This window comes from Paenibacillus sp. FSL F4-0236 (genome assembly GCF_038000135.1).
Lineage (GTDB): Bacteria > Bacillota > Bacilli > Paenibacillales > Paenibacillaceae > Paenibacillus_AQ.
On sequence record NZ_JBBOBK010000001.1, the window covers coordinates 583,715 to 608,963 of the forward strand.

The window sequence follows — 25,249 nt, forward strand, 5'->3', positions numbered from 1 at the left end:
ACAAAGCATTCGAAGCCTCCTTGATTCTCTTTATGAAGTCAGATGATCACAGTTTAACATATTTCCAAGGAATGTTTCGAATTTTATGGAATAATAATTTTAGCTTTTCTGTAAATTAACCCCAAACATTCCGCCAAGTGCACCAATTGCTGCCGCAGCTAGAACCCAAAGAAGATCAATACCAGAGGGTGAGCTATCCAGTGCCAGAAATCCAATTAACAGAACGATAATCCCGTAAAAGATTCCTGTAAGACTTCCTTGATACCAGCCTTTGTTCGTGGCTCTGCGACCGGCGGTTAGTCCTCCGAATGCTGCGGCTATGCCGTGCACTATATAAGTGTACATTGAGAGATCCTGCTCCTTCAGACCGCTGCCCCATAATAAAAGAGAGAGGACAAACGCGCCAAGCAGCATCCAAAGGAATGATCGACATAGGCCAGACAATACAGGATTGGCTATTCTCCATGAGAACAGGCGCCGGATTAAATACATGGTACAACCTCCTAAAGTTTTTTTAGAAAAATAATCTACATAAGTTATTATTCATTGTATGGGGAGGCTTGCCCCAATAGTACAAGAATGGGCATTGTAGCCTTTTTACCATTAATTAATATGTGAGCTTCCGAATGTTCCCTGTGCTGAGCGGTCAGAATAGGGTTACATTAATCCGCCCGAGAAAACAAGTCTGCGGGTGAGAGTGGAGGGGAGCGAAGCTATATGTCCCAGCATATCACTACCCATATTTTCTTGACCGTGCTGATGTATTTCTTCATATTCCTGTGCATGCGTATCATGGGGAAGAGGGAAATCGGTAAGCTGTCTGTATTTGATCTAACGATCTCAATTATGATTGCTGAGATTGCTGTTTTTGTGATCGAGGATATTAATCGCCCGATTTACGAAGGTCTGGTTCCGATGGCCACACTGGTTATCATTCAAGTTGTGGTTGCTCAGCTCAGTCTTAAGAGTAGAAAGATTCGGCTGTTAATGGACGGTAAACCGAGCATACTTATTTCTGGAGGCAAGCTGCACCGGGGAGAGATGCGTAAACAAAGGTACAATATTGATGATCTATTGCAGCAATTGCGTGGTCAGAACATCGCCAGTCCTGCTGATGTGGAATTTGCGATTCTGGAGCCCAGTGGACAGCTTACCGTTTTCGAGAAAGACAAAGGACTTTCATCTTCCAATCAAACAGGCAATAGCAGTTCAGTTGCTGAGAATAATAAGACCGATGAGGATGCAGATGTAAGCAGTCAGAAAGTTAAACTGCCAAAGAACAAAATCAGATATGAAGGGCTTCCTATTCCATTGATTATGGATGGAAAGGTCCAGGATCATAATTTAGAGATGATAGGAAAAACAAGGTTCTGGTTAAGAACACAGATCCGCCAAAAGGGAGTATCAGATTTTCGGGATGTATTTCTTTGCTCCATAGACCATAAAGGCCGAGTTTATGTTGACCGTTTGGATAATCGCTAACCATTCTAAAGCCAACGCTTAATGAAAGGCAGTCGATCCAAATCACGAAGGGAAATAAGGCCAGCTAATAGACTGAGACCGAAATACAGGGCCATTCCTACCGCAGAGGCAAATAAAAATTGAATCCATTGTGCTTCTGCAATGGGAATGGAGATGTATACATAACGCACGCCTGCTCCCATAATGATCATTGCACATAAGGTCTTAATGGTATCGGTTATTCGTAAGGATAATGAAATTAGACTGACTACGCTGTACCCGTGCAGCAGAGTAACAAGAACGCTGTTCACAATAATGGCGATGATTGCGCCGTAGATTCCGTATTCTGGCTGTGAAGCTAATATAACAATCAGAATGATTTTGACTACTGCCCCAATAAGAGTATTTATGAGTGCCCTTCCCGGTCTGTCCATAGCTTGAAGTGCAGCTTGTAAGGGGGCTTGAACATAGATGAACAAAGCGAAAGGGGCCATTAGTTTTAGCATAGGAGCGGTGTCCGGATTTCCGTATAACAAGTTGCATAGTGGGACTGCCAGTACATACATAAGAACAGCAAAGGGAGCCCCTGTTACAAGAGCGAGTCGAAGAGCTTGGTGCATTCGTTTGTGAATGGTAGGCAAGTCCTTTCTCGCGGCAGCCTCGGATAAGGAGGGAACCAAAGACACTGCGAGAGAGGAAGTTAACGCACCGGGAAGTAGCAGTAAGGGGATAACCATTCCCTGTAAAGACCCATATTGAGCAGTCGCGGCGGCTGTTGCGATTCCGGCTAGTGCAAGACTACGTACGGTAATTATAGATTCCAGTAGATAGGAAAAAGAACCGACAAGCCGGCTTGCCGTAACAGGAATTGATACACCTAGTAAACGCCGTAGTATGGGGGAAGTTGATTGTACGGCATCTGGATCAGGAGGTATAACTTCCTTCTCAAGCGTTTGCTGTTCTAAGATGGGGGTTGTTTTTTTATCCTTTTTCGTGATGACATAATATTGCCACAGAATGGCTAACATTCCGCCAATCTCTCCCACCGTTACGCCTAGCATCGCCCCTGCAGCTGCAAAAGCGATACCTTTAGGTAACAGCAGCCAGGAGAACCACAGCATAAAAAATATTCGCACGATAGACTCAAAAACTGAAGAAAGTGCGGAAGGAATCATGTTCTGCCTACCTTGAAAATAACCGCGGTATATTGCAGATACAGCAACAATTGCAATCATTGGGATCATGGCAATAAAAGTATAATAAACTCTGTGGTCTGTTAAGATCACATTGGAGACCCATGAAGCACTGACCAGCGCAACAATGGTAAAGAAGATTCCTAGTCCGACACTAAGAGTAAGGCCAGTCCGTAAAATTTGCCGCGATTTCTCAGGGCGGTTCTCTCCCTCTGCTTCCGCTACCATCTTTGCAATTGCTAGGGGAAGTCCGCCTGTAATAACAGTAGCCAGCACGATAAAGAATGGGTACGCGAGCTGATATAGACCCACACCTTCTGCTCCAATGATGCGTGGCAAAGCAATTCGGGGTATAAATCCAAGCATTCGATTAATGATGCCGGCGGCAAGCAAGATTAAAGTTCCTTGTATAAAGCTCTGTTTCCTCAAAGGTCACGCCTTCTTCCCCAAATGAAATGAAACGCTGGCCCAACTTGTCTATTCTTATGGATATGCTATACCCCTATCCCGGCATGCCTTGTTTTAGTAGTTGTAACTTTTTGTGACGGAAGGAGGAAAGCAGAGAACTTGGGTCGAATACCTATGGTAAGCATACGAACACGAGCGATCTTTGGAGGTGTCATCACGTGGAATCGGAACAGTGGAATCATGATCAACATAGTGAAGAAATCGAAGCCATGTGCCGCAGCAAAGCTGAAGAATTCCGGCTCCTCGGCTATGAGTATGTAACCAGCAAGGATATTTGGGATTGTATCAGTCGTAATTATGATAAGGACGGAATGCCTCCCTTACATAAGCTGGTAAATGATATTTATTCCTTAAAAGCCAATAGTTACATGACTTATTTGACTCTTGCAGCTTATCGGGGGTTGAACTGAACAATACACATCTCGCTTCTTTTCTTTGCGAAAAGCCTTATAAAGCAGTAAAGTAAGAGAATAATAATAACTTCACATCTCCTATATAAACGGATGTCTTGCTGATATGTGCAGGGGCGGCCGTTTCTTTGTGTGAGTATAGCTATGACTATGCTGTGAATTGACGGTCATTTCACGTGTAGCTATAATAGGAATATTGAGTGAATGAAAGGGGAACTAGCTAGAGCATGAAGAGACTAATGGGCTTTATTATTACCGTGCTCGTTTTGACAGGCGTCATGGCATTTACTACTCCTGGACTGCTGGACAAGGTTAGACTTGGTCTTGACCTGAAAGGCGGATTTGAGATTTTGTACCATGCAGAGCCTATGGAAGCGGGAGCAGCGTTGTCCCGAGCTTCACTGTTGAAAACAGCAGAAAGTTTGGAAAAACGGGCCAATGCGCTCGGAACCAGTGAACCAGAGGTTACAACTGAAGGTACTGACCGTATTCGTCTGAAAATTGCAGGCGTTACTGATGAAGCCGAGGTTCGTAAGAAGATGAAGGAGCCTGCAGTTCTGACTTTCCGTAGTGCTGCTGAAGGTGACGCTGAAGGTACTTACAGCAAGATCGAACTGGTAGGTAGTGATTTTGTTGAAGGTGCGGCAGAGGTTGGACGGGATAACCTGAATCAGCCAATCATCAGTATCAAAATAAAGGACAAGGATAAATTCGCAGAGATTACCAAACGCCTCTTAGGAAAGAATCTCGCAATTTATTTGGATGAGAACAAACTATCTGATCCTACGGTACAAGCAGTACTTACAGATGGTAGTGCGTCTATTTCCGGTCAGTATACAATTAAAGAAGCACGTGAACTGGCTGACACTATTAATCTTGGTGCGTTGCCACTGAAACTTACTGAGAAATACTCCCAAAGTGTGGGTGCAACACTTGGTAAACAATCGCTTGATCAAACGATCAAAGCCGGTCTTTTGGGTTCTTTGATTATTCTTATCTTCATGATCGGTATGTATCGCTTGCCAGGTCTCTTGGCTAGTTTTGCGCTGATCTTGCATACATGGCTGCTAATTGTAGTCTTTGTCTTAGCAGACTTCACATTGACGTTGCCTGGTATAGCCGCATTTATTCTGGGTATAGGGATGGCCGTCGATGCTAATATCATTACAAATGAACGGATAAGAGAAGAAATGCGCAGTGGTAAAAGTGTACTTTCCTCTGTTAAAGCAGGTAATAAATCCTCTTTCCGGACAGTAATGGACTCCAATGTCACAACTGTTATTGTGGCAGGTGTCATGTTCGCCTTCGGTACAGGTGCAGTCAAAGGTTTCGCATTGGTACTGATCGTGGAAATCGTTCTGAGTATCGCTACGAATCTTTATTTCTCCCACTGGTTGCTTAGCCAGCTTGTTAAAGCCGGTAAGCTGAACAAACCGAAGAGTTTCGGTGTTAAGGAGAGTGATATTCGTGCGCTTTAAGAAAGAGCTTGATTTCGTACATTTGAGTAAATTTTTCTATGTTTTTTCCATCGCCCTTACAGTGGCAGGTTTGATTTTCCTAGCAACCTTTGGATTGAATTACAGCGTTGATTTCAAAGCAGGATCTAATGTTGATATCTCTCTGTCTAAGAATTTGACATTGGAAGAGGTTAATTCAGCAGTTGAAAAAACTGGGATTTCAAGTGAGCCAAGCATTACGATAGGAAGTGAACGGGTTAACGTTCGTTATGATCAAGTGCTCGATGAGCAACAAGATGAAGCTCTTAAAGCAGAGATCTTGAAGCTGGACGAAAAAGCATCGTTTGAGATTAACACCGTGGATACTGAAATGTCTAAAGAACTTGCACGCAATGCGATCTATGCGGTTCTCATTTCTTGTCTAGGGATTATCATTTATGTAAGTATTCGTTTTGAATGGCGGTTTGCATTGGCAGCTATTGTTTCATTGATCCATGATGCCTTTATGGTCGTTGCAATCTTCTCCATCTTCCGCTTGGAAGTGGATTTGACGTTTATTATTGCGGTGCTTACGATTATCGGTTATTCCATCAATGATACGATCGTTATCTTTGACCGTATCCGTGAGAATTTGCGTTTTGGTAAACAAAAAACCTATGAGGATTTAAAAGAGCTTGTGAATAAGAGTGTGGCTCAAACGCTTATGCGTTCTCTTTACACAGCATTTACCGTATTTATTGCGGCGTTCTTCCTGTTGATTCTTGGAGGCGAGTCCATCAAGATGTTCTCGCTTGCGATGGTTATCGGATTGCTATTCGGAGCGTACTCCTCTATCTTTATTGCAAGTCCGGTCTGGCTACTGCTTAAGAAGCGTGAGAAGATAAAGGTAAAGAGCCCGGCTAAAGGGTAATGTCTCAAGAGAAATAACATGGCTACACTTGAATGAAAAAAACATCAACTTTATAATTTAAGAAAGCCGCGTCAAATGCGACGCGGCTTTCGAAATCTTTAGGGTAGTATGTCATGTGTATTGTATCATCATGAGATTACTTGCTAGTGGTAAGGGGGGCCTCGTATGAATAAAGAACGATCACCGCAAAGCAAGACGGTTGCTTGGACAGGGATCATCAGCGATGTTACTTTGGCAGTAGCTAAGGGGAGTTTTGGCTATATTTCAGGTAGCAAGGCTTTAATGGGCGATGCATTATATTCTGGAGCAGATGCTGCAGCTAAATTGGCGGATATTCTCCCATGGCGCTCTGAACAAAGCAGAAAGAGCAAGCAGCGGATAGAAGAGCGACGAGGGAATAAGGAGCCGCTTTTAGCTATACTTTTTTCGGTATTAATCCTTATGGGGGGGCTGCAAATCGCCTTCTCTGCAATCCGTGACTTAACCGAGGGACAGTCATCCACTCGCGGAGAACTTGCACTTGTAACTGTCTTACTATCTATTGTGCTTAAAGAAGCTGTATTTCAATATCAATATCGGTACTTTAAAAAAATAGGTGATGGCAGTCATGCTGCTTATGCCAATAGTCATCGTTTCAGTTTGTATACTTCTATCACAGTATTAGTTGGGATATCGTTATCAATGGGGGGTACCTATTGGCATCCTCTACTCTATATGGACCCTATTGCTGCACTTTTAACAGGATGCTTAATTCTACGTAAAGGTTATTTGCTCATTGTTAATACTGTTAGTGTTAAGAATGCGCAGGAGCTACCTTCTGAGGAGGCAGCTAATTTTATTGAAACCGTACAACGTGTTCATGGTGTTATTCGTGTAGAACATTTGAAGGCACTTGAGCAAGGGAATTATGTGAATCTGCAAGTGAAGATCAGTGTAAATCCGCGTATTACGGTGATGGAAGCACAGGATATTTCGGAATGTGCAAGAAAGTTGCTGCAGCACAGGTTTGTTCATGTTGGTGAGGTACATATGGACGTAGTTCCTTATGATCCTGGCTATCCATACAAAAGTAATTATGAATTGGTGGATAATGATATTCCGACGCTGCTTCAGTAGTTCGCAAGGTGAGAGAAAGGTGAGCGCTATTGCTTTATTCAAAAACAAGATGGCAATCTCCGGCAGCCGATCCCGACGTCGTAAGGGATATGGCCCGGAGCCTTTCTATTTCTCCGCTCTTATCCTCACTATTAGTGACTAGAGGAATTGATACGCCACATGAGGCTCTATCGTTCATGGATGGCGGTGTGGAAGCTCCGCATGATCCGTTCCTCCTAAAAGGAATGGCCGAAGCGGTTCCCAGAATTAGAAAGGCTTTAAAAGAAGAAGAACATATTCTGATTTACGGCGATTACGACGCTGATGGTGTGTCCAGTACAGCATTAATGATTCATTTGCTGCGTTACTTAGGCGCTTCCTTTGATATTTATATCCCACACCGTTCTAATGAGGGCTATGGGCTGCATAATCATGCTTTGGATTGGGCTTTACAGCAGGGTGTATCCTTGATCATTACTGTAGATACTGGCATTAGCGCCTATCATCAGATTGCTTACGCTAATGAACTCGGGATTGATGTGATTGTTACGGATCACCATGAGCCACCAGAGCTTCTCCCAGAGGCTTATACGTTGATTAATCCGAAGCTGCCCGACTGCCCCTACCCGTTCAAAGGATTGGCAGGTGTAGGTGTAGCTTATAAGCTCGCCCAGGCTATGCTAGGGGAGGAAACTCCCGAAGAATGGGCAGAGATAGCTGCTATCGGTACTGTAGCGGATTTAATGCCGCTGCTGGGTGAGAATCGTGAGATTGTTCGAAACGGCTTGGTGAGTATGCGAAATTCTCGATTCCCAGGTATTCGTGCCTTACTCGATGTTAGCGGCGTAACCATGAGTACTGTGAGCGCGGTTAATATCGCTTTTGGAATGGCGCCTCGTATCAATGCGAGTGGTCGTCTGGATCATGCTGGACGGGCAGTGGCGTTGCTTACAACCGAGCATACTGATGAGGCAGAGCAACTGGCTGGAGAGCTTGATCTGCTTAATAAAGAACGCCAATTGGTCGTAGAAAGAATTGTAGTGGAGGCCACTGCAAAACTGGAGCAGATGACTCAGGGTGGAGAAATACCAGACATCATAGTCCTTGCTGAACAAGGTTGGAATGTGGGTGTGGTAGGCATAGTGGCTTCCAAACTGCTGGAGCGTTACTATCGACCTGTAATTATTCTGGATATTCATCCGGAGACCGGCATGTGCAAAGGTTCTGCCCGCTCTATTCCTGGACTTGATATATATGCGGCCTTATCCTCTTGTTCTAACTTAATGGATCATTTCGGTGGTCATCCAGCAGCTGCGGGAATGAGTCTGCATCGGGACGGCTTAGAAGCCTTCGCTGCGGCATTAAATGAATACGCTGCTACTGTGTTAACACCGGAGCATTTCGTTCCTGTTACTTCTGCTGATGCAGAAGTGTCGATTTCCCATTTGTCCCTACAGACCGCGCTTGAATTGGAAAGGCTTGCACCTTTCGGGATGTCGAATCCATTGCCAAAGTTCATCATTCGCGGGGCTACAGTGAAAGAGACACGCACCATGGGGCAAGACGGAAAACACTTGAAGATCGTCTTGCAACAGGGTAAGAGTACGATCGAAGCCTTGGCTTTTGGTAAAGGGGATTTGGCTAAGCTGCTCCCTGTGGGCACCCCGATCAATGTGCTGGCTGAACTGTCGATCAACGAATGGAATGGCTCGAGGAAACCACAGCTGATGCTACAGGATTTATCAGTTCAGGATGCTCAATTATTTGATCTTCGTGGTGCTGCTGACGCTGTACGGCAGGCTGCACATATTAGAGAGCTGCTGCTTCCCTATAGCGGTGCTGGCCCATATCGTGCTGCAGCAGTGTTTCAGAGTGGACGTATGTCTTCACAGACTGAATTGATAGGAATGTCCTTCTGGGTATATGATAAAGAAGCTGGCATTAGCGCCGCTATTAAGGATGATTCGATTCAGGAATCAGGGCATGTCTCACTGTTATGTCTACTGGATATGCCGGAGACTCCTGAACAACTAGACGCGTTACTAAAGGCTTTTCCTAATGCTGATAATATTGCGTTATTGCATTCTATAAAGGATGGCCGAGAACGACTTATCATTCCGACACGGGATCATTTTAAAATACTCTATAAACTGCTGGCTTCGATCACTGCTGTTGCAACGCCAGAACATGAAGTGCTGCTGCGGCTAAGTCGACAATCCTCATTAAGTATTCGAATGCTCAATAAAATGTTAGATGTGTTTGAGGAGCTTGAGTTTATTGAAAGAAGTCAGGGAAGTGTAACCTTTATTACGCAACCTGCAGCTAAAAGCCTTACTGCATCAAGACATTTTGTTAGACTGGGGCAGATGGCGGAAATGGAGCAGTACTTCATGGAAGGTAGCTTGTCTGAACTACAGGATTGGATGTTATCACGCCGTTTAGGCGTATCATAAAGACTAAACAAAACAAAGCAGACGCTTACGAAGCAAGTTTTGCCGAAACGGACTCAAAGTAGCATATGCTAACAAAACTTTTAGGAGATGAAAAATTTGGATTTTAAAGATAGTATTCGCGTGATTCCTGATTTCCCAAAAGAAGGTATTAGTTTTAAAGATATCACCACCTTGTTAAAAGACGGTGATGCATATCGCCAGGCAATTGATGCCTTGAAAGCTCTTGTATCCCACTTAGAAATCGATGTGATCGCTGGACCGGAAGCACGTGGTTTTGTAGTTGGTGCACCTCTTGCTTATGCATTGGGCGTAGGTTTTGTGCCGATTCGTAAGAGTGGTAAACTGCCGTATGAGACTATCGAGGTTGGATATGATCTTGAATATGGTAAAGACACACTTGCTGTTCACACGGATGCCATTAAGCCTGGACAAAATGTATTGATTGCTGATGATTTGTTAGCAACAGGAGGTACTATAGCTACTTCGGTTAACCTTGTGGAGCAGCTTGGTGGTAAAGTGGTAGGCGCAGCGTTTTTGATTGAATTGGTTGAGCTTGCTGGACGTAATAAGCTTTCTGGAATTGAAGTTATTACATTAGTTGATTACGAAGATTAATACGATAAACTTGTCTTTTCCCGGGAAATAAATCGGGATTTATGTATCGAATAATGTGGAAAAGTGCAAACAACAGCAATTCTCTGTTACTACTAGCGGAGGGTTGCTGTTTTTCGATTTTTTGGTCAAAAGAGATACGAAAAAAGACTGCCCAATCCATAAAATGGATCTGGAGCAGTCTTTTTGAATTATTAATTCATAAATAAATTAGTGAGCAGCTTTATCGCTTTCTCCACCTTCATTAGACAGTCCAAGAACTTCAATGAGTTTGAAGAATAGGGCTAGAACGATACCAACAATCGTAGCTAGAGCCATACCACTGAGTTTTACGCTACCCATAGTAAGGGTTGTACCACTAATTCCGACAACAAGCACCAACGTAGCCATAATCATGTTAGTGGCTTTGGAAAAATCAACTTTTTGCTCTACGAAGATTCGCAGACCGGATGCGGCAATTACACCGAACAATAGTAGTGATACGCCGCCCATTACAGGTGTTGGGATATTAGCGATAACGGAGGAAAAAGTACCGGAGAACGATAGCAGAATTGCAATCACTGCTGCGCCACCGATCACATATACAGAATAAACTTTAGTTAATGCCATAACCCCGATATTCTCACCGTAGGTTGTATTTGGAGTAGAACCGATAAAACCGGAGATAATTGTAGATATCCCGTTCCCCATCAGGGAGCGGTCAAGTCCAGGATCTTTAGCCAAGTCTCTGCCAACAATATTGCTGGTTACAAGTAAGTGTCCGATATGTTCAACGATTACTACTAGCGATACTGGGATGATAGTCAGGATTACATTCCAATCGAAGGATGGAGTAACAATGGTAGGGTGCGCTAAAAAATTCGCATTAGATATTGCAGCGGTATCCACCATTTTCATAATATAAGCTAAACCATAACCAGTTACGATACCGATGAGGATGTGAATGATTTTTGGGAAACCGCGGAAGAGTACAGCTCCAATTACGGTTACGCCCAGTGTCACCATAGAAAGTGTGATTGCTTTGCCATCTGGAGTCCAGTCTGCAACTGCAACACCTTCAGGGGCAATAAGTCCTGCCATTCGCGCGGCAACAGGCACAAGTTCAAGTCCGATCGTTGCTACGATAGCTCCCATTACTGCTGGAGGGAAGACAACATCGATCCATTTTGTTCCTGCATAACGGATGATCAAAGCAACGAGCACAAAGATAACACCTGTGATGATGAAAGCGCCCAAAGCAAGCGAGTACCCTTTCATATGATCATCTTTATGATCAGCAAGCACTGATAATACGGGTGCGATAAATGCAAAGCTGGAGCCAAGGTAGGCAGGTATTTTACCACGGCAAATCCAAATGTATAGCAGTGTGCCGATACCGTTCATCAGCAAAATCATGCCAGGGTCAACCCCGAACAAGTTAGGTACTAGCACTGTACTGCCAAACATGGCGAACAAATGCTGTAGGCTTAACAGAAAACCGGGGCCCCATGGAAGTTTTTCATTAACTTGAATTTCGCGTTGCAATGGAGTTCACTCCTCTTTCTTAATGGATATGATGTTGTCCAGCGAAAATCCGCCTTTACTAGATTAAATAGAACTGGACATTTTTACAACAACATTTTCACAAGTGTTATTAATTTGTCCGATTTTCATAACTTTTACTTCTTGAATACCATGAGATGGCAAGTGTTGACGTAATCCCTCGTAAGCGTCATAATTATAGACAACTTTGAACAAGAGCGTAAGTTGCTTGCGAAATGATTGGAACCTGCAGATTTCAGAATGATTGCGGGTTCATTTTATTATAGAAAGGAAACGGATACGACGAGAATGGGCATAGAGCGATTAATTGATAAGGCTGGCGCCTATATAAAAGATAAAGATCTTCTCCGCATCCGGGAAGCTTATGAATTTGCCGATCAGGCTCATCACGGGCAGATCCGCAAGTCGGGGGAGCCATACATTCTGCATCCGCTGGCGGTGGCAGATATTGTCGTCAATATGCAAATGGATGTTATATCTATTGTTGCGGCGCTTTTGCATGATGTTGTGGAAGATACGACGGTCTCATTGGAACAAATCCGCGCGAAATTTGGCGATACCTGCGCGATGCTTGTCGATGGCTTAACTAAGCTGGAACGCATCCGTTTTCGCTCAAAGGAAGAGCAGCAGAACGAGAATTACCGTAAGATGTTTATTGCGATGGCGCAGGATATCCGGGTCATCGTTATCAAACTAGCGGATCGCCTGCATAATATGCGTACGTTAAAGTATCAATCTGAAGAGAGCCAGCGACGTATTTCTTACGAAACGCTGGAGATTTTCTGTCCTGTGGCTGATCGTTTGGGGATTTCCGCGATTAAGTGGGAGATGGAGGATATTGCGCTTCGTTACTTGAATCCGCAGCAGTATTATCGCATTGCTAATCTAGTGCATAAGAAGCGGGCTGAACGTGAGCAATTTATCGACAGCGTAATTGGCCGTATTCGTGCCAAGCTGGATGAAATGGGCATTGAAGGTGATCTTTCAGGTCGTCCGAAGCATATCTACAGTGTCTATAACAAAATGAGTACGAAAAACAAACAGTTTAATGAGATCTATGACCTGCTGGCCATCCGTATCATTGTGGATAATATCAAGGATTGTTATGCAACCCTCGGAATTATTCATACCCTTTGGAAGCCAATGCCAGGTCGATTTAAAGATTATATAGCTATGCCCAAAGCCAATATGTATCAATCTTTGCATACTACAGTGGTAGGTCCTGGCGGAGAGCCAACCGAAGTGCAAATTCGCACTTGGGAAATGCATCGCACGGCTGAATTCGGGATAGCAGCACACTGGGCATACAAAGAAGGAACCAGCAATAATGTGAATCCTGAGAATCGGATGCCTTTTTTTCGCGAAATATTGGAGCTTCAGCATGAGGCCAAGGATGCCGAAGAGTTCGTAAAATCACTCAAAATGGACTTTTTCTCGGATCTTGTGTTCGTGTTTACGCCTAAAGGCGAGGTTATTGAGCTTCCTGCGGGTTCTGTACCACTTGATTTCGCATTCCGTATTCATACGGAAGTGGGTAATCGTACGATTGGTTCTAAGGTGAACGGGCGGATCGTACCATTGGATCACAAGTTGAAGACGGGCGATATTGTAGAGATACTGACATCGAAGCATTCGTACGGACCAAGCCGCGACTGGCTCAAGATTGCTCAATCCTCACATGCGCGAAGCAAAATTAAGCAATGGTTCAAAAAAGAGAAACGTGAGGAAAATGTCGAAAAAGGTCGCGAAGCGATTGAACGTGAGCTGAAGCGTCTGAATGTCGAAGTTTCTGAGTGGATTTCTGATGATAAGCTTTTAGAAGCAGCGAAGAAATTTGCTTTTAACGATGTTGAGGATATGCTGTCTGCCGTTGGATTTGGTGGGATTACCGCTTCGCAGATTGCTTCCCGTCTGACGGAAAAGCTGCGCAAAGAGCAGGAAGAAGCTGCTAATCATTTAGAGCTTACTTCAGAGATGAAGGAGATCAAGTCTTCCGGCGAAAAACGTAATCAACCGACCAATGGTGTTAGTGTAAAGGGAATTGAAAATTTACTTGTCCGTTTTGCACGATGTTGTAATCCGGTACCGGGTGACGACATTGTAGGGTATGTTACACGGGGCCGGGGTGTATCTGTACATCGCCAGGATTGTCCTAACATTCCGGGTGAAGGTGACGGAGAAGAAGCAGCAAGGGTGATTGAAGTGGAATGGGAAGGTACGATGGAAGCAAACTACAGTGTGGATATTGAGATTACAGGTCATGATCGTAATGGACTGCTCAATGAAGTGCTGCAGGCAGTTTCCGAGAGTAAAACGAACATTTCTGCAGTCACTGGGCGCTCTGACAAGAATAAAATGGCAATGATTCATATGACCATTCTCATTCGTAACACGGAACATCTGCAATCCGTTGTAGATAAAGTGAAACGAGTCAAGGATGTATATACAGTGAATCGGATCATGCAATAGGGCAAGGAGCGGAGTAGTACGATGAGAGTTGTAGTACAGCGTTGTAAGGACGCCAAAGTAACCGTGGATAAGGCAGTGACCGGAGAAATTGGCAAAGGCTTAATGCTGCTAGTTGGCGTTACGCATGAGGATACAGAAAAGGATGCCAAATATTTGGCGGATAAAATAGCAGGACTACGAATTTTTGAAGATGATGCTGGTAAAATGAACTACAGTGTCACAGAGACTGAGGGAGCGATTCTTTCAGTATCCCAGTTTACTTTATACGGGGATTGTCGTAAGGGGAGACGGCCGAATTTCATGGGAGCAGCAGCTCCCGCGGAGGCCGAGCGACTTTATGATTACTTTAACCAAGAGCTTAGAGCTGGCGGCCTTCAAGTGGAGACGGGGGTATTTGGAGCGATGATGGATGTGTCGCTGACCAATTGGGGCCCGGTTACTCTCATTTTAGATAGCCGCAGTTAATGAAAAAAAAAGATGTCGAAAATTGCTTCTAGCGGAGCTAACTTTCGACATCTTTTTTTATTGTGGATGAGCAGTGAGTAAGATACTTGTGCGGATAGAGCCTCTTGGAGCTGGATAAACTAAAGGTAGACAGTTATCCCGCACGATGCAAGGAGCTTAGCAATGAGACATTCACAGAAGGCATGGGTATGGAGAAGTATCCCGGCACTAGCGACAGGGAGTCCTGTAGAAGCCTATGCATTAGCCAAAAAGACAGAAGATGAAATTGAATCTCAAGTGATCAAAGGAAGAAGCCGTAATCTCTTACCGCGTACCTGAAATGGGTGGTGGAGGCGGCTTTTTGATGCGGTTAACCGGGGATATTTTCTGATTAGAGGTTAGAAATCATTGTGATAAGGGTAATAGACGACAAGAAAGATCAATAAGTACCTATTCATTTGCACAAGCAGAGAGGAGAACTTATCACATGAGTAATGTTGCATTTTTACTAGCTAATGATTTTGAAGATTCTGAGATGAAGGTCCCTTACGATGAAGTTATAAAGGCAGGACATCAAGCTGACATTATTGGTTTAAAGAAGGGTGAGACCTTACTAGGCAAAAAGAAGGAAGTCTCCTACGCAACCGATAAAGCTATAGCTGACGTTCAAGCAGGTAATTATGACGCGATAGTAATTCCTGGAGGTTCTTCCCCAGAAAATTTACGGCAAAATGCAGATATTTTGAAGTTTGTGAAAGAAGCAAACGAAGCTGGTAAGCCTATCGCTTCTATTTGCCACGGACCCCAAATTCTGATCAGTGCAGACTTGCTTAAAGGACGTACCATCACCTGTTATCCTCCGTTGAAAGATGATGTTGTGAACGCTGGTGCGGAGTTTAAAGATGAAGAAGTGGTAGTTGATCGTAATTACATTACTTCGCGTACCCCGAAAGATGAGCCTGCCTTCGTTCGTGAAATATTGAAGGTCCTGCAATAGCAATTAATAACACAGAGTCTTATAATCTAAAGGAGGTAATGGTAATGACCAGAAAAATCCAAGCATATTTTAGAACGGAAAATGAAGCAGAAGGTGCTAAAATAGCATTGATTAGTTACAAGGTAGATGGCTTGGAGGTATGGCCACTCACGGACCCTATTGGGGAAGATCGTAGAATTCTGTTTCCGATAGCCCCGTTTAGTAATACGACGTTAGCCGCAGGTACAGTGGGGACGCTTGGAACGGGTAGCACTCCGGCAGCTGGAGCTATGTTGGCCCCTGGTGTTGCCGCCTCCGAAACGCGTGATGAGCCTGAGACCCATTATAGCGTGGATGAAGACCAGGTTAGTGCGGATGTAGCAGATGGAGAGCTCGAAGATGGGGATTTAAGTAAACTTCGTTATGTGATGGACCTAAGTGTTGCAGAAGAGAATTATAATGAGGTTGTGGAAACCCTTCGGGGCAAAGGAGCATTTGTAGAGCAATTCGATTAACAACAATCTATTAAAATAAACCGCTTTCATGAATGTAATATAATCGTAATATTACATACATGTTTCCTTAATATAGCGTGTTTATAATAAAGGCATGACCCCCTTTTTAATAATATATGATGATGGACCTGCAGCATTTGGCTGCAGGTCATTTTTTTTGTAACGGTTGAAGTTAAAGGTCAAAAGTTGAAAGTTGTCGAATTTTTTATTCATCTTCGCATTTCCTGCCTTGACTTTAGCGCAGTAGTTCAGTAGAATTTAAAAATATACGATTTTATCATATGGTTTTGATGACGGGAACAAGTAATTCGAGGACCCACAACTCCAGAGAGGAATCCCCTGTAGATTCAGATGATATCCAGTACAATGGATGATCTATCGTTTCTGCTTGGCTGCAAGGATTCTGTTGATGAGCGAATGAATGACCTCCCCGAGAACGTACGGCGAAAGTGGGCAATGTATATTGCCGCTATCAGTAGCCGTTATGCGTAGGCGGGCGTTAACCGCTTTGAGCGGATTCAGAATGGTTCTGATCCGGAATGTGGGTGGTACCACGGGTGTATTATTGGTTATGATAATCCCTCGTCCCTGTTTTTTATAAACAGGGCGGGGGATTTTTTGTTTTGTTTAGCATGATGAAGTGATGAAGAGAGCAGATTTAGAGGGGTATTTTTTAGGAGGGATAGACTGTGGCTAAAGAAAGATTCGAGAAACCTACAGGAACGCAGGATGTGCTTCCGGGAGCTGTGGAGAAATGGCAGTATATTGAGGGGAAGGCTAGAGATTTATGCCGTCGTTTCAATTACCGTGAAATCCGTACGCCGATGTTCGAGTATACGGGGTTATTCGAGCGTGGAGTAGGCGAAACAACGGATATTGTAGAAGGCGAGATGTACACGTTCAAGGATAAAGGCGATCGTGATCTGGCGCTGCGTCCAGAAGGAACGGCTGGTGTCGTTAGAGCTTATGTTCAGAACAAGCTTTACGGTGAACCTGATGTAAGTAAGCTGTATTATATCGGACCTATGTTCCGTTATGAGCGTCCACAGGCAGGTAGATATCGTCAATTCCATCAGTTTGGTATTGAGGCTTTTGGAGCTGTGGATCCGGCTATTGATGCGGAAGTAGTCTCCTTAGGCTATCAATTCTATAAGGATCTTGGCCTTAAGGATGTAAGAGTGGAAATCAATTCTGTCGGTAACGCACCTAGCCGCGCAGCTTATCGGGAGAAATTATTGGGTTTCTTAAGACCAATGAAGGATACCCTTTGCAGTGACTGTCAGCGTCGTATTGAGCGTAATCCGCTTCGCGTGCTGGATTGTAAGGTAGATCAAGATAAATTTACAGATGCGCCTTCCATTTTGGATAGTCTGGACGAAGAGTGCACGACTCATTTTGAAAAGGTGAAGATGCACCTTGATATCATGGGTGTGGAATTCACCATTAACCCTCGACTTGTAAGAGGACTGGATTATTACACGCATACAGCGTTTGAATATAAAGCAGCAGGTATTGGTTCGATTGATACCGTGGGCGGCGGAGGCCGTTACAACGGTTTGGTTGAAGAAATTGGTGGACCGGATCAACCGGGTATTGGTTTTGGGATTGGACTTGAACGAATTCTCCTCATTTTGGAGGATCAGAAGGTAGAGCTGGAGACGGCGAAGCCACTGGATGTGTACTTCGTAGCTCTCGGTGAGGAAGCTGATATCGAAATCTCTAAGCAGCTATATATTCTGCGCAGCCAAGGGTTCTCAGCAGAACGTGACTACCTAGGCCGGAAAATGAAGGCACAGATGAAATCCGCAGACCGTATGTCGGCACGTTATACTGCGATTCTTGGCGAAGATGAGCTGAAGAATGGTGTAATTACCGTGAAGTCGATGAATACAGGGGAGCAACGCACCGTGAAGCTGGATGAGCTGGGTCAGGCACTGGTTTAGACCATCTGACTAACGTCTTATGGTGACTGTATAGAGAAAGATTAAAAATGTATTTTTAACCATGAAGGGGAATGATAAATTATGCAAAGAAGTCATCAGTGTGGACAATTAACACCAGAACATATTGGACAGACGGTAACCTTGAACGGATGGGTGCAGACTCGCCGTGACCTTGGGGGCGTATTATTTATTGATCTGCGTGACAGAAGCGGTATTGTACAAGTTGTATTTAACCCAGACTACTCTGGCGAAGCCTTACAAATTGCTGATAAGGTTCGTAGTGAATACGTCCTGGCTGTTAAAGGTAAAGTTGTTAAACGTGATGAGGAAACCATTAACCGCAACCTGCCAACAGGTGAAATTGAAGTGCAAATTACGGACATTGAAGTGCTGAACGCAGCTAAGACACCTCCGTTCTTCATCGAAGATGGTGTGGAAGTAGACGAGTCTCTGCGTCTCAAATATCGCTATTTAGACCTTCGTCGTCCGGAGATGCAAAGAACCTTGCTGCTTCGCTCGAAAGCTTCTAAGATTTTCCGTGATTTCCTTGACAGTGAAGGATTCATCGACGTAGAAACACCGATCCTAACTAAGAGCTCACCGGAAGGCGCGCGTGATTATCTGGTACCAAGCCGTGTGCATGAAGGCGAATTCTTCGCATTGCCGCAATCTCCACAAATCTACAAGCAATTGTTGATGGTCGGCGGCGTTGAGCGCTATTACCAAATTGCTCGTTGTTTCCGTGATGAAGATTTGCGTGCTGACCGTCAGCCTGAATTCACTCAAGTCGACATTGAGACTTCATTCCTGTCACAAGATGAATTGCTTGGTATGATGGAGAAGCTGATGCAGCGTCTGTTCAAGGAAACTGTAGGAGCAGATATTGAGCTTCCGTTCCAACGGTTGACTTATGCTGATGCTATGGGCAAATACGGTTCTGACAAACCTGATCTGCGTTTTGGATTAGAGCTTGTAGAAATGAACGATATTGTTGCTACTAGCGGTGTTAAGGTATTCGCTTCTGTAATCGAAAAAGGCGGCGAAGTGAAATGTCTAAATGCTAAAGGCTGTGGCACTTGGACTCGTAAAGAAATCGATGACCTTGGACCTTATGCTGCTCGCTATGGCGCGAAAGGCTTGGCATGGATTCAAGTGAAAGACGGGGAATTCAAAGGGCCGATTGTGAAATTCTTCTCCGAAGAAGAAATTGCGGCTGTGAAGGAACGTACAGGCGCTGAAGAAGGCGACCTTCTCCTCTTCTCCGCTGATAATAAAAAGGTTGTAGCAGACGTTCTAGGCGCCCTTCGTGTTAAAATTGGACGTCAGCTCGGTCTGATTGACGATAACGTGTTCAAGTTCGCTTGGGTTACAGACTTCCCACTCCTTGGATATGACGAAGATCAGAAACGTTATGTAGCAGAACACCATCCGTTCACTCGTCCACGTGAAGAGGATCTGCATCTATTTGACACAGATCCAGGTGCGATCCGTGCACAAGCTTATGACATCGTTCTGAACGGTTATGAAGTAGGCGGAGGCTCCATGCGGATTTACAAACGCGAAGTACAGGAGAAAATGTTCGAAGCCCTTGGATTTACGAAAGAGGTTGCTTATGAGAAGTTCGGCTACCTGATGGATGCGTTCGAATATGGTACACCTCCACACGGTGGTATCGCTTTCGGTTTAGATCGTCTAGTTATGCTGCTGTCCGGTCGTACAAATCTGCGTGAAACCATCGCATTCCCGAAAACGGCAAGTGCAACAGATCTACTTATGGATGCACCTTCGCCAGTAGATGGTTCACAATTGGAGCAGCTGCACATTAAGCTGGCGCTTAAACCGAAGAAAGAAAAAGAATAATTAACTAATCGAAGCGGGCGAGGCAGATTTCTGCTTCGCCAAAGCTTTTGAAGGAGGCTGAACCTCATGCTACATCAGTTCTCACGCACGGAACTGGCGATCGGACCGGAAGGTCTGGAAATAATGAAGAACAGCACGGTAGCGGTGCTTGGCATCGGCGGTGTTGGCGGTATAGCAGTTGAGGCTTTGGCGCGTACCGGCATCGGCAGACTGATTCTGATAGATAAGGACACTGTAGACATCACCAATGTAAACCGCCAGATTCATGCACTCACAACTACGGTTGGGCAGAAGAAGGCTGAACTGATGGTAGACCGTGTGAAGCTGATCAATCCGGAATGCGAAGCGATTGCGCTCAACATGTTCTATACGGAAGAAACCTATGAGGAATTGTTCAAATTAAAACCTGATTATGTACTTGATGCTTCGGATACGATTATTTATAAGGTTCACATAATCAAAGAATGTCTGTCCCGTGGAATTCCAATGATCTCAAGCATGGGCGCTGCCAACAAAATGGATCCTACAAGATTCCAGGTAGCGGACATTTCCAAGACAACTTATGACCCTATTGCGCGTGTCATTCGTCAGAAGCTGCGTAAGGAAGGAATTAAGAAAGGCGTGAAGGTGGTTTTCTCTACTGAGCCGCCAATGAAGCCACGTCAGGATGTTACGGATAAGATCGTTCCGGAGAATGCGCCGGATCGACGTAAAGCGAAACAACCACCAGCTAGTAACGCCTTCGTTCCGCCGGTAGCAGGCCTGATCATGGTCAGTGTTGCCGTGCGTGATTTGCTTGAGGCTGGAGGCGTCAGCGTGTAAGTGAATCGCTGAGCTGATGCTGTTTCAATTATAGCGATAGTAGTAGTAAAATGGACCAAAAGGGCGACCAGCTGAAATCCAGTTGCGTACGCCCTTTTGTTGTGGTTAACAGGCGGGTCTGCAAGATGCAGACCACAAATAGGCATAATAATTGAACCGGGATGAACCGTTGATTATAAGCCTTATTATCCGGGTAATATCCGCCTGCGGAACTTAATATCAGTGGAGGTTTTTGTACATGAAATCAAATTTTTGGCGAAATAGTGTAGGGCTTGCACCTGAGAATGACTGGAAACGGGAGTGGGCTGCAGGGATCCTTTCGTATTTTGCTTCGGTATACATTGTAATGGTGAATGCGACCATTCTTCATGACGCGGGTATGCCGCTTAGACCAGCAATGGTGGCTACACTATTGACTGCCATTACAGGCTGTCTACTGATGGCCTTCGGTGGGAAGACACCAATCATCGTGGTACCAGGGATGGGGATAAACGCATTTTTCACATACACACTTGTACATTCAATGAATTTAGGTTGGAGAGAGGCACTTACTGTAGTTGTAATAACCGGTGTGTTATTCGCTATCGTGGCCTTCACATCGCTTTATCGTATTCTAAGTGAGGCGATTCCTCAAAACCTACAGCATGCCATTACAGTCGGGATAGGGCTTTTTCTGACCTTTATAGGACTGCAAAAAAGCGGGATTGTGATTGCGCATCAGACCACGTTTGTTGCTATAGGACATTTTAGCGATCCAGCAGTTATCACTTCCTGTGTAACCTTGTTACTCGCTTTAGTACTGTTTATCCGCGGGACCAACGGTGGTTTGCTTATCAGTATGCTGGTTGGTACAGGTCTAGCCTACTTGCTGGGAGCGGCTCACGCGCCTGAGAAGCAGGCATCCGGTCATGTATTTACGGGTTATGAAAGCTTATTTCTGGGAATGGACTGGAGCGGCATAGTGAGCCTTGTGTTCTGGATTGCTGTTTTCTTACTGCTCTTAATTGTTGTATTTGAAAATATTGGGCTAGTCGCCTCACAGACTATGATGGCAGGGCGTCCTGAGCGCTTCAAGAGTAGCTTACGAGCACTCTCTATTGCCAATATCGCTGCAGGTCTCTTCGGAAGCAGTCCTGTAGTAGCCGCTGCGGAATCTAATGCAGGTATTGCTGCAGGTGGACGTTCGGGACTGACCTCACTCGTGGCAGGGCTGCTGTTCGGGGCGACATTCCTGTTCCTCCCTCTGCTCTCCTACATTCCAGATAGTGCTATCGCTCCGATCTTGATTGTAATCGGTGGGCTTATGGTACAGAATGTGCGTGAAATGGACTTGGGAGATTTAACAGAGCTCTTTCCTTCTTTCCTAATCATGGTCATGATTCCATTCACCTATAGCATCGTAGATGGTATGGCTTTTGGATTTATTACTTATCCGATCGTGAAGCTTGCGGTGGGCAAGGGAAAGGAAGTACCTCCTGCGCTGTATGGGATTGCGGGTTTATTTGTAGCTAACTTTATTTTGCAAGCTGTGCTGTAGTCGTATGTTCGCTTGAAAGATTTGGTATTTTAGTGCTGATTATGCTACAATGGGTATCCTTTTTGCGTGAGAAGAGGGAATGAGGAGAATGAAAATTTAAGCTCGATAAACTTTTAGGAGGTAACTGAAATTGGAAGACAACTTTCAAAGTGCCTATCAAGAGGAAGAAGACAGGCTGAATCAAGCGCTTACTGAGATTGACACCTTACTGGAGAAACTTAACCAGACTCCGGTGTACACGGGACATGATTATACGGAACAGGTGTTAGAAGCGAACCGTGATCAGAAGCGCAAAGATCTTGCCAAGCTTCGGCAGGAGCCTTATTTCGGACGGCTTGATTTTCAGGGCAATGATGAGAAGCAGCGGAAGGCACTCTATATAGGCAAAATCGGCGTAGACCGCGAGCAGGTAAGCGACCGTCCGCTAGTCATCGACTGGCGCGCACCGGTAGCAAGCCTGTTCTATTCGTTTACCGGTGGTACGGAGCCTGCCTCTTATGAAGCTCCTGAGGGGCTGATAGAAGGACTGGTATACCTCAAGCGCAACGTGGTGATCCGGAAGCAGATTCTGGAGCGCGTCGCAGATACGTACAACCGGGAGAGTGACGCACCTGTGGTGTCAGATGAGTTTCTCGTCTATCGCCTGGGTGAGAACAAAGATAATCGTCTCCGCGATATCGTATCGACCATTCAGGAGGAACAGGACGAGATTATCCGGGCCGCCAAAAATACAGCATTGATCATACAGGGCGTAGCGGGAAGTGGTAAAACTACAGTTGCACTACACCGTTTAGCCTTTCTGCTGTATCAATACAAAGATCAGGTCTCTGCAGAAAAAATGATTATTTTTGCACCGAACCGAATGTTTCTGGATTATATTTCGGATGTACTGCCTGAACTTGGTGTAGGAAATATTGCCCAGAGCACTTTCCCGGATTGGGCTGCAAATGTACTAGGTCTGGAGCTTCCAGAGCAAGATGCTACGGAGACGATGAATCGTTGGTTCGAAACTCCGGGCGGCATGCCTGTGATTACAGAAGAGACACCTGGACGCTTCAAGGGTTCTACGGTGTTGATGGGAATAATAGAGTCCAGCATCAAGCTATTGGAAAGCAGCTCGGTACCTGAGGGTGATTTTATCCCATGGGAAGGTGCTGTGCTGCGCCGCTCCATGATCTTGCGCTGGCATAATGAGGAGTACGCTCCTTATCCGCCAGCGAAGCGTAAGGAACGTGTAATGGCACGGATACATCGCTGGATTGAGATGGAGCTGAAGAAGAGTCCTTCAGCTGCAGCTATGAAGGATCGCAAGAAAAAAGGTGCTGCACGAGAAAAAGCATACAGTGCAAAATGGCCTAAGTATGATCCGCTGACGATCTACAAGCAAATCTTTCGTGCGGCTAAAGTCCCGGAAGATTGGCCGGTGGATCCACCTGAGAATATTCCAGCAGCTGTGCTGAAGGAAACGGCAAAAGAGCTGAAAAAAGGGATTATACGTGAAGAGGATTTACCACCTCTGTTATATATTTATTATCTTTTGAATGGGAACGAAGGTGGCGCTCGTTTTGATCATGTGGTGATCGATGAAGCCCAAGATTTCTCCCCCTTCCAAATTGCGGTGCTGGATTTATACGTGCGTGGACATTCCTTTACCATTCTAGGCGATCTGTCGCAGGGTATACACGCTTATAAAGGCGTACACGCATGGGAAGAGATGCAGACCTTATTTGCCCCTGAGAACACGGCTTACCATGCGTTGACACGCAGCTATCGTTCAACCATGGAAATTATAGACTTCGCTAATGGAATTCTATCCTCGGGAGTAGAAAGTTCGTTGTTGGCTGTTCCTGTCTTTCGTAGTGGTGACCCTGTTCGGATGATCGCCTACGGGGAAATAGTCGGAGAACGGGAAGCTGAAGGAAATGCTCGTTTGAGCACTATACAATCGGCACTGAAGTCCCTGTCTGGAAGGGAATATCGTACGGTGGCTGTGCTGACACGTAGTCTACGTGAAGCCACAGAGCTGTATGCTGAACTAGAGCAGCATTTTGAAGATATTCATCTGATCGACGGTAGCATGACGCAATATCAGGGTGGATTATCGGTACTACCTGTGTATTTATCTAAAGGATTGGAATTTGATGCGGTCATCTTAGCAGATGCCGATCAAGACCATTACGGAGCGACAGCATGGGATGCGAAGCTGATGTATGTAGGCTGTACACGAGCGCTTCACGAGCTGTGGTTACTCCATAATGGGGAAATGCCTTCCTATGTGCAAACGGCGGTTGAAAGCGATTCTGAGGGGAACTAAGTCTGGTGGAGAACAGTTATAACTGTTTTTGAACTTGTAACTCCCCTACGGGTATGGCTTAATAATAAGTGTCCGGCCGGGCAAGAACACTTCTGGAAGGAGGCTGAGTGAAATGATTTCAGTATACGAGGTGGTTTCCGTCTAAGACGGAAACCCGCTTAAAGCGAGGAGGCCGTAAGGCCTCCTTATTTCAAAACATGAGATATATGTACCGATTATTCATTAGGATTACGAAATGTGAATTAGAATGTAGACGCTACCAAGAGGTTTTTATATAATGAAATTACGGATTTTTCCAAATATGAGGAGAAGAAAGGAGGCAGGTGACGTGGAAATTACTTTATCAGTAGTTGACGGACGCATAGGAACACACCTGTTGAAGGAGGAAATGCAAGTTGAGTTATGTAAATGGGAAGGATGTGCTCCCCCCTGGCTTGCTCAAAGAGCTTCAGGGATACATCCAAGGTGAACTGCTCTACATCCCGAAGAAAACGGAAGAGCGGGTTAGATGGGGCGAGAACAGCGGTTCGAGGAAAGAGATAGCAAACCGCAATGAGGAAATTTTCAGTTGTCATCGAAAAGGCGATTCCGTAGCAGAGCTTCAGAAGAAGTATCATCTGTCGGAAGAGAGCATTCGGAAAATCATATCAAAAATGCGGCTGGCAATAAATTGCTAGCGTACAGTTCAAGCATAAACGCCTTTGGCGTCCCTATAAGGACGGTAAGCGTTTATGCGAGAAATAATAAGGATAAAGTATAGCGTGGAAC

At 44.9% G+C, this 25,249-nt stretch carries 22 protein-coding genes; 19 read left to right on the top strand and 3 right to left on the bottom strand.

The window, feature by feature from the left end:
* Positions 1-99: 99 nt before the first annotated feature.
* Entirely contained in the window at positions 100-492 is a 393-nt protein-coding gene (locus NSQ29_RS02715; RefSeq protein WP_339798138.1) for a TIGR04086 family membrane protein, read from the bottom strand.
* A 225-nt stretch (positions 493-717) separates the two neighbouring features.
* Here NSQ29_RS02715 and NSQ29_RS02720 point away from each other — a divergent pair, with 225 nt between their 5' ends.
* Positions 718-1,482 (top strand): DUF421 domain-containing protein, encoded by a 765-nt coding sequence (locus NSQ29_RS02720; protein WP_042191118.1) that lies wholly within the window; start codon positions 718-720, stop codon positions 1,480-1,482.
* A gap of 5 nt (positions 1,483-1,487) precedes the next feature.
* Here NSQ29_RS02720 and spoVB read toward each other — a convergent pair whose 3' ends face one another.
* On the bottom strand, positions 1,488-3,083 hold the full coding sequence (gene spoVB, locus NSQ29_RS02725) for a stage V sporulation protein B (protein WP_341124328.1): 1,596 nt from the start codon (positions 3,081-3,083) through the stop codon (positions 1,488-1,490).
* 197 nt (positions 3,084-3,280) lie between these two features.
* Here spoVB and NSQ29_RS02730 point away from each other — a divergent pair, with 197 nt between their 5' ends.
* The 6 genes from NSQ29_RS02730 to NSQ29_RS02755 all read left to right on the top strand — a co-directional run bounded on the left by NSQ29_RS02730 (position 3,281) and on the right by NSQ29_RS02755 (position 10,062).
* Positions 3,281-3,532: a post-transcriptional regulator gene (locus NSQ29_RS02730; RefSeq protein WP_042191115.1), complete on the top strand. Its 252-nt coding sequence runs from the start codon at positions 3,281-3,283 to the stop codon at positions 3,530-3,532.
* Positions 3,533-3,759: 227 nt separating this feature from the next.
* Positions 3,760-5,010: a protein translocase subunit SecD gene (gene secD, locus NSQ29_RS02735; protein WP_042191112.1), complete on the top strand. Its 1,251-nt coding sequence runs from the start codon at positions 3,760-3,762 to the stop codon at positions 5,008-5,010.
* Positions 5,000-5,899, top strand: coding sequence for a protein translocase subunit SecF (gene secF, locus NSQ29_RS02740; RefSeq protein WP_076284843.1), 900 nt, complete (start codon positions 5,000-5,002; stop codon positions 5,897-5,899). The genes secD and secF overlap by 11 nt, the downstream gene beginning before the upstream one ends.
* Positions 5,900-6,064: 165 nt before the next feature.
* The gene (locus NSQ29_RS02745) at positions 6,065-7,015 is read left to right on the top strand and encodes a cation diffusion facilitator family transporter (protein ID WP_042191108.1); all 951 of its coding nucleotides are present in this window, start codon (positions 6,065-6,067) and stop codon (positions 7,013-7,015) included.
* Positions 7,016-7,044: 29 nt separating this feature from the next.
* The gene (gene recJ, locus NSQ29_RS02750) at positions 7,045-9,447 is read left to right on the top strand and encodes a single-stranded-DNA-specific exonuclease RecJ (RefSeq protein ID WP_341124329.1); all 2,403 of its coding nucleotides are present in this window, start codon (positions 7,045-7,047) and stop codon (positions 9,445-9,447) included.
* Between the two features lie 96 nt (positions 9,448-9,543).
* Positions 9,544-10,062, top strand: a complete 519-nt coding sequence (locus tag NSQ29_RS02755) for an adenine phosphoribosyltransferase (RefSeq protein ID WP_042191103.1) — start codon at positions 9,544-9,546, stop codon at positions 10,060-10,062.
* Between the two features lie 207 nt (positions 10,063-10,269).
* Here NSQ29_RS02755 and uraA read toward each other — a convergent pair whose 3' ends face one another.
* The gene (gene uraA, locus NSQ29_RS02760) at positions 10,270-11,583 is read right to left on the bottom strand and encodes a uracil permease (RefSeq protein WP_042191101.1); all 1,314 of its coding nucleotides are present in this window, start codon (positions 11,581-11,583) and stop codon (positions 10,270-10,272) included.
* A gap of 306 nt (positions 11,584-11,889) precedes the next feature.
* On the opposite strand from uraA, the gene NSQ29_RS02765 reads away from it, so the two are divergent.
* The 12 genes from NSQ29_RS02765 (at position 11,890) to NSQ29_RS02820 (ending at position 25,158) form a co-directional block, all read left to right on the top strand.
* Positions 11,890-14,070 (top strand): RelA/SpoT family protein, encoded by a 2,181-nt coding sequence (locus NSQ29_RS02765; protein ID WP_149647662.1) that lies wholly within the window; start codon positions 11,890-11,892, stop codon positions 14,068-14,070.
* A gap of 21 nt (positions 14,071-14,091) precedes the next feature.
* The gene (gene dtd / locus NSQ29_RS02770) at positions 14,092-14,535 is read left to right on the top strand and encodes a D-aminoacyl-tRNA deacylase (RefSeq protein WP_076284841.1); all 444 of its coding nucleotides are present in this window, start codon (positions 14,092-14,094) and stop codon (positions 14,533-14,535) included.
* 162 nt (positions 14,536-14,697) lie between these two features.
* The gene (locus tag NSQ29_RS02775; protein WP_179085778.1) at positions 14,698-14,853 is read left to right on the top strand and encodes a hypothetical protein; all 156 of its coding nucleotides are present in this window, start codon (positions 14,698-14,700) and stop codon (positions 14,851-14,853) included.
* Between the two features lie 148 nt (positions 14,854-15,001).
* Positions 15,002-15,511: a type 1 glutamine amidotransferase domain-containing protein gene (locus tag NSQ29_RS02780; RefSeq protein ID WP_341124330.1), complete on the top strand. Its 510-nt coding sequence runs from the start codon at positions 15,002-15,004 to the stop codon at positions 15,509-15,511.
* Between the two features lie 44 nt (positions 15,512-15,555).
* Positions 15,556-16,005: a hypothetical protein gene (locus tag NSQ29_RS02785; protein ID WP_076284836.1), complete on the top strand. Its 450-nt coding sequence runs from the start codon at positions 15,556-15,558 to the stop codon at positions 16,003-16,005.
* 366 nt (positions 16,006-16,371) lie between these two features.
* Complete coding sequence (locus NSQ29_RS02790) at positions 16,372-16,497, top strand: hypothetical protein (protein WP_256716317.1); 126 nt, start codon at positions 16,372-16,374, stop codon at positions 16,495-16,497.
* A gap of 197 nt (positions 16,498-16,694) precedes the next feature.
* Complete coding sequence (gene hisS, locus NSQ29_RS02795) at positions 16,695-17,948, top strand: histidine--tRNA ligase (RefSeq protein ID WP_042191091.1); 1,254 nt, start codon at positions 16,695-16,697, stop codon at positions 17,946-17,948.
* Positions 17,949-18,029: 81 nt separating this feature from the next.
* Entirely contained in the window at positions 18,030-19,808 is a 1,779-nt protein-coding gene (gene aspS / locus NSQ29_RS02800) for an aspartate--tRNA ligase (protein ID WP_042191089.1), read from the top strand.
* A 66-nt stretch (positions 19,809-19,874) separates the two neighbouring features.
* The gene (locus NSQ29_RS02805; protein ID WP_042191088.1) at positions 19,875-20,630 is read left to right on the top strand and encodes a tRNA threonylcarbamoyladenosine dehydratase; all 756 of its coding nucleotides are present in this window, start codon (positions 19,875-19,877) and stop codon (positions 20,628-20,630) included.
* Positions 20,631-20,868: 238 nt separating this feature from the next.
* Positions 20,869-22,167, top strand: a complete 1,299-nt coding sequence (locus NSQ29_RS02810; RefSeq protein ID WP_042191085.1) for an NCS2 family permease — start codon at positions 20,869-20,871, stop codon at positions 22,165-22,167.
* Between the two features lie 130 nt (positions 22,168-22,297).
* Positions 22,298-24,481 (top strand): HelD family protein, encoded by a 2,184-nt coding sequence (locus NSQ29_RS02815; protein WP_341124331.1) that lies wholly within the window; start codon positions 22,298-22,300, stop codon positions 24,479-24,481.
* Between the two features lie 395 nt (positions 24,482-24,876).
* On the top strand, positions 24,877-25,158 hold the full coding sequence (locus NSQ29_RS02820; RefSeq protein WP_042191081.1) for a CD3324 family protein: 282 nt from the start codon (positions 24,877-24,879) through the stop codon (positions 25,156-25,158).
* The last annotated feature ends 91 nt before the right edge of the window (positions 25,159-25,249 follow it).

Coding starts and splice junctions, on each gene's coding strand:
- NSQ29_RS02780 (WP_341124330.1), top strand. CDS start 15,002: ATGAGTAATGTTGCATTTTTACTAGCTAATGATTTTGAAGATTCTGAG.
- NSQ29_RS02715 (WP_339798138.1), bottom strand. CDS start 492: ATGTATTTAATCCGGCGCCTGTTCTCATGGAGAATAGCCAATCCTGTA.
- NSQ29_RS02775 (WP_179085778.1), top strand. CDS start 14,698: ATGAGACATTCACAGAAGGCATGGGTATGGAGAAGTATCCCGGCACTA.
- NSQ29_RS02745 (WP_042191108.1), top strand. CDS start 6,065: ATGAATAAAGAACGATCACCGCAAAGCAAGACGGTTGCTTGGACAGGG.
- NSQ29_RS02785 (WP_076284836.1), top strand. CDS start 15,556: ATGACCAGAAAAATCCAAGCATATTTTAGAACGGAAAATGAAGCAGAA.
- NSQ29_RS02765 (WP_149647662.1), top strand. CDS start 11,890: ATGGGCATAGAGCGATTAATTGATAAGGCTGGCGCCTATATAAAAGAT.
- NSQ29_RS02720 (WP_042191118.1), top strand. CDS start 718: ATGTCCCAGCATATCACTACCCATATTTTCTTGACCGTGCTGATGTAT.
- NSQ29_RS02810 (WP_042191085.1), top strand. CDS start 20,869: ATGAAATCAAATTTTTGGCGAAATAGTGTAGGGCTTGCACCTGAGAAT.
- secD (WP_042191112.1), top strand. CDS start 3,760: ATGAAGAGACTAATGGGCTTTATTATTACCGTGCTCGTTTTGACAGGC.
- aspS (WP_042191089.1), top strand. CDS start 18,030: ATGCAAAGAAGTCATCAGTGTGGACAATTAACACCAGAACATATTGGA.
- NSQ29_RS02790 (WP_256716317.1), top strand. CDS start 16,372: ATGGATGATCTATCGTTTCTGCTTGGCTGCAAGGATTCTGTTGATGAG.
- dtd (WP_076284841.1), top strand. CDS start 14,092: ATGAGAGTTGTAGTACAGCGTTGTAAGGACGCCAAAGTAACCGTGGAT.
- NSQ29_RS02805 (WP_042191088.1), top strand. CDS start 19,875: ATGCTACATCAGTTCTCACGCACGGAACTGGCGATCGGACCGGAAGGT.